Genomic DNA, 4,994 nt, shown 5'->3' with positions numbered 1-4,994 from the left:
GGTTGAAGTTTTCTTCGATCGCCAGCTAGGCGTGACGCGTCGACTACGCTTCAGACGGCCAGCATTAATGAATGAAGTCAGTCATCCTGACCATGTTGCCTATCCGCAAAGTAGCGAGCGGGCGGCTTGCCCAAGGCCTTCTTGAACATGGTGATGAACGCAGTGACCGACTCGTAGCCGAGATCTTCCGCCACCTGCTGAACCCGCGCTCCGGCGGACAGGCGTTGCAATGCAATGACGATATGCAACTGCTGCCGCCAGCGGCCGAACGTCATGCCGGTCTCGTTCTTCACCAGCCGTGCCAGGGTGCGTTCGCTCATGGCGACCCGTTGGCCCCATTCGGCAAGGGTGCTTCGGTCCGCCGGGTTATCCGTCAGCGCGTCGGCAATTTGGCGCAGCCGCACATGGGTGGATATCGGCAAATGAAGGTTCTCTATAGGCATCTGCGCGAGTTGATCCAGTAAGACTGCCGCGAGGCGTCCTGTCGGGCCATCGACGGGGTAGAGTTGCGGCTGATTACCCAGATGTTCGATCAATTCCCGCACCAGCGGCGTGATCGCAAGCGTGCAACATTGATCCGGCAAGCTGGCGGCGCTCGTTTCCACAAACAGGAAACAGACGCGCCCATTCGCCGTGACGCGATTGCTATGCAGCACGCCTCCCGGAATCCATACCGCACACTGAGGCGGCACCATCCAAAGCCCATCGAGCACGACGCACGTCACGCCGCCATGGAGGGCGACAACAAGCTGACCTTTGAGGTGCCGATGCATTGGCGCCTCCACACCGTGCTCGCGGGCATCGATACGCATGACAACGGCGGGCCGGTGCAGCACATCCGGATCGAAATTCGCCAGCGAATCGCTTAAAGACGACGTGGATGAAAGGGACGACGGCCGGCGTGAAACCATAAGAAAGGCCCTTGGCAAAGGCAAAAGACGGTTGACCAGATTTAGCGATATTTTGTCATTATCGCGGAATTCTTGTCGATCATGAATGCGTACGCTTGGTGCCTTGTCGTCTATTGCCGAGAGTCTTTATGCAACGTCAATCAACTGTAGCCAGCGGTGCTTCACGACCGGTGTGGCTTGTCGCCGGAATTTTGCTGTTTGCGACCAACCTGCGCGCGCCGATCACCGGCGTCGCACCGCTGCTGGACATGATCCAGAGCAGCCTGGGTCTTGGCACTACTGCTGCCGGAATGCTCATCACATTGCCCTTGCTGGCGTTCGCTGTCGTATCGCCTTTTGCCGCGCTTTTAGCGAAGGAATACGGCCTGGAGCGTTCGCTGTTCATCGCTTTGGTGCTGATCGGAATGGGTATTCTCGTGCGTTCAACGGGACCGGTCTGGAGTCTTTACCTTGGGACCTGGATCATCGGCAGCGGTATTGCGATCGGCAACGTGCTGCTGCCCAGCCTGCTCAAGCGGGATTTCCCTGAAAGGATCGCCACACTCACTGCTGTCTATGCGCTGACGATGGGCTGCGTGGCAGCAATCAGCTCGGCTATCGCAATACCTCTTGCGCGTTTTTCCGGCTTGGGGTGGCGGCTTGGCATTGCGATGTTTGTGATCTTGCCGCTTGTCAGTGCCGTCATCTGGTTGCCGCAACTCGGCAGTCGTACCGCGCCGGCGCAAGGGACGGCAACGCCGCCGCATGGTGGCCGCGTGTGGCGTTCCGCGCTTGCCTGGCAAGTCACGCTGTTTCTTGGGCTCAACTCTTTTGTCTACTACGTCACGGTGAGCTGGCTTCCGACGATCCTGCGCGATGCCGGCTATTCGCCGGAACATGCGGGGTCGCTGCATGGCGCGTTGCAACTTGCGACCGCCGTTCCTGCGCTGGTGCTTGTGCCCGTGGTGCGTCACTTGAAAGACCAGCGCCTCGCTGCTTTCAGTTCTTCGATCGTTACTATGATTGGCTTGCTTGGCCTGTTGCTGGCGCCTGAATGGGCGACGATCTGGACCGTGCTGGTGGGGATTGGAACAGGCGCGGCGATTATCCTGGGACTGGCATTCGTCAGCTTGCGGGCGAGCAGTGCGCATGAGGCGGCTGCTTTGTCAGGCATGGCTCAATGCATCGGTTATCTGCTGGCTGCCCTGGGGCCGACGCTCGTGGGCTGGTTGCATAGTGACCTCGGCGGCTGGGGTGTCCCGTTAGGCCTTTGCGCAGCGCTTTGCCTCGTGATGGCATTGTTCGGTTTGCTCGCGGGGCGCGCGATTTATATCGCGGGACCGGTGGTGAGGGTTGGGCTCGCTTAGGACGGCAACATTCCCGGGGGGAGCGACGTCATGTGGTGTTAGCCCTTCGCCAAGGCGTACCGCTATCAGCCCCACTCGTCCGACTGCCAGCAAAACTTACCCGCAATGTCCGGCACATTTTCACGCTTCTCCAAGGCGCGCATTCCCGCTGCGCAGATCGTTAAATGTTGTCAGATCGGCCCCGGCATTATTTCATTTCGGCGCGAATGCGGAGACAGTAGCATCACCCTTCCGAGGGTGTGTCCCGCGACGAAGGTCATCTTCGTCGTGCTTAAGTCCCATCCCGCCTGGGTGGGACTTTTTTTTATCGCGCCGGTCATTCCAGGCGCGCTAATCACTGGCGGGCAAGCATCGGCTAGCGGCTTGTAAAAACCTCGCCGCGGCGGAACAGCTCGCGCGCGATGGAACAGAAAAGAGCCGTGGTCTGCCCTTCATCCTGAAGACGGCGGCTCATGATGATCGGCGACGTGGGGCCCGGTTCGGGCAGGCGCCGGTAGACCACTCCATGCACCCTTAAACCATCGACGCTCTCCGGCACAAGCGAGACACCCACTCGCGCCGCAACGAGTCCAAGCGCCGTCTGCAACTCCCGCACTTCGTGTATGGTGGCAGGTTCAAGCGCATGATCGCGCAGTGCCGATAACTGCTGGTCCGCGTAACTCGGGCGCGGTGAACTCGGATACACAATCAGCGTCTCGCAGGCCATATCCTCCAGCGTTAACTCCACCGAAGCGTCTGCTAACGGATGATCTTCCGGCAGCGCGGCAATCATCCGTTCCTCGACGAGTACTTCGCGCGTCAGTTGTACGTCGTCAAAGCGCAGTCGTCCAAAGCCGACATCAATCCGTCCGCCCTTTAATGCGCCAAGTTGTTCGAGCGTGAACATCTCGATCAACGACAATTCGATCTGCGGAGCGGCCTCGCGAAATGCGCGGATGACCTGCGGCAACGCACCGTAAAGAGTCGACGGCACGAAGCCGATCACAATGCGTTCCGCCAGTTGTGCGAGCCTGCGGGTGAGCGGCACGAGCTCGTCGCTTTCATCGACCAGGCGCTTTGCCTGCGCATAGAAAACGCGGCCCGCTTCGGTCAAACGCAAAGGCCGCGAACCGTGTTCGAACAGCGCCAGCCCGACAGTTTCCTCGATCTGCTGGATCTGCCTGCTAAGCGGCGGCTGCGTCATGTGGAGACGACCGGCTGCGCGCGTGATATTCATTTCTTCGGCAACGGCAATGAAATAGCGGAGTTGTCGCAGCTCCATGCAAACCTCAAACGGTCAAAGATCCAGCGGTATTATCGGCACGTCCTGACTTCTCCGAAGGATGGGCAGAGGAGAAACGCGATGGAAGATGTCAGGCCCCCGCTTCACCCAGCGCGCTGGCCGTGATTGTGGCACGGGGAGTGAGCGGACCGGCAAACAAGGCATTTGCCGGCATGGAACCATTTCTGTGGCGCGCAATGGATTCGGGGTCCGAAGTGCCGTGCACGCGTTGAGCGGGGAGCCTGATCAACGATGCAATCAGCGGTCCTTGGCGGCTTGTTCGACCGCACTTCCTGGTGACGGGGCAGGCGCTTTGTTGGCAATGTTTGTCCTGAGAATCCAGTTATAAATCGCGCCCCCGATCATCAATGCCGAGGTGCCGAAAAACACCTCCCGCATGCCGAAATGCCCTCCGACGAAACCGCCTGCGAGCGGCCCGACAACCTGCCCGGTATATTGCGCAGACGTCGAATAACCGAGCATATTGCCTGCAACCGAGGCCGGCACGTTATGCCGGATCACGCTGGCAACGCAAGGCAGCAGGCCGCCGAGTGCCAGGCCCATCAGGAATCGCAGCCCCACCAATTGCCAGCCCTGCGTGACAAACGCTTGCGGGATCAGCAAAATGCCCGCCACCGCCAGGCAGCCGATAATGACGTTCCAATGCCCCAGGCGATCGGCGAGCTTACCCAGGTACGAGGCCGAGAGAATGCTGCCCAATGCCGCCGCCGACATCACCAGTCCCGCGACAAACGTAACCTGGTGGACATCGACTACTTGCGCCACGTAGACCGTGATAATCGGCTCGATCGACATGTTTGCCAGCATCAGGAGCATGCCGGTCACCAGCATGGCCACAGTCGGCCGCTTGTCTGAGATCTGTGCCCAATTGCCACGCTGCTTGCCCTTCTTGTTCAAGCCAGGATGACGCTCGTTCTTGACGAAGAATACGGTCGCCAGGAACGTAATAAAAATAAGGGCGCCCGAGGCCAGGAAAGTCGACCGTATTCCGATGAGAGGCGGCAGCGATCCACCAATAATCGGGCCGACCAGGTTACCGGCCATGATGCCGGACGACAGGACGCCGAGCGCCCAGCCGCATCGGTCTTTCGGCGTCTGCGTGGCGACCAGTACGGTGGAGCCCGATGCAAAGCCGCCAAGCAAGCCTGCGAGAAGCCTGAGGCCAACGAGTTGCCAGACGTTATGCGCCATCCCCATCAAGGACATGATGATGGCCATGCCGAGGCTGGCGCGGATCAGCATAGGCTTGCGGCCGTAAAGATCGGCAAGCTTTCCCCAAAGTGGCGCGGTCAATGCCGCGGTAAAAAAAGTCGCACCGTAAGCGACGCCGGACCATTGGACTATCGCGGCGTGGTCCTTGACGCCTAGCTGCTCCACGTAAAGCGGCAAGAACGGCAACATGAGCGTCATGGCCACAATGGTCGTGAACGATCCAAATACGCACACGATGAGATT

The 4,994-nt window shown here is 59.7% G+C and carries 4 protein-coding genes; 1 reads left to right on the top strand and 3 read right to left on the bottom strand.

Going from position 1 to position 4,994, the window contains the following annotated elements; genetic code table 11:
- Positions 1–77 precede the first annotated feature (77 nt).
- On the bottom strand, positions 78–911 hold the full coding sequence (locus JWR14_RS18125) for a helix-turn-helix transcriptional regulator (RefSeq protein WP_299709485.1): 834 nt from the start codon (positions 909–911) through the stop codon (positions 78–80).
- A gap of 128 nt (positions 912–1,039) precedes the next feature.
- Here JWR14_RS18125 and JWR14_RS18120 point away from each other — a divergent pair, with 128 nt between their 5' ends.
- The gene (locus tag JWR14_RS18120; protein ID WP_299709483.1) at positions 1,040–2,257 is read left to right on the top strand and encodes a CynX/NimT family MFS transporter; all 1,218 of its coding nucleotides are present in this window, start codon (positions 1,040–1,042) and stop codon (positions 2,255–2,257) included.
- A 355-nt stretch (positions 2,258–2,612) separates the two neighbouring features.
- On the opposite strand, the gene JWR14_RS18115 is transcribed toward JWR14_RS18120, so the two are convergent.
- Together JWR14_RS18115 and JWR14_RS18110 are read right to left on the bottom strand one after the other, a co-directional pair.
- Positions 2,613–3,518, bottom strand: coding sequence for a LysR family transcriptional regulator (locus JWR14_RS18115; RefSeq protein ID WP_299709481.1), 906 nt, complete (start codon positions 3,516–3,518; stop codon positions 2,613–2,615).
- A 258-nt stretch (positions 3,519–3,776) separates the two neighbouring features.
- Positions 3,777–4,994 (bottom strand): MFS transporter (locus tag JWR14_RS18110; RefSeq protein WP_299709479.1); only part of this gene is annotated, 1,218 nt, incomplete at its 5' end.

It is taken from the genome of Caballeronia sp., from assembly GCF_028292365.1.
Classification (GTDB): Bacteria; Pseudomonadota; Gammaproteobacteria; order Burkholderiales; family Burkholderiaceae; genus Caballeronia.
The sequence above is the reverse complement of the archived record's forward strand: the minus strand, read 5'-3'. Positions and strand labels throughout refer to the sequence as shown.

What these genes read in the sequence shown, in the direction of transcription:
- JWR14_RS18125 (WP_299709485.1), bottom strand. Translation starts at nt 911, where the DNA reads ATGGTTTCACGCCGGCCGTCGTCCCTTTCATCCACGTCGTCTTTAAGC.
- JWR14_RS18120 (WP_299709483.1), top strand. Translation starts at nt 1,040, where the DNA reads ATGCAACGTCAATCAACTGTAGCCAGCGGTGCTTCACGACCGGTGTGG.
- JWR14_RS18115 (WP_299709481.1), bottom strand. Translation starts at nt 3,518, where the DNA reads ATGGAGCTGCGACAACTCCGCTATTTCATTGCCGTTGCCGAAGAAATG.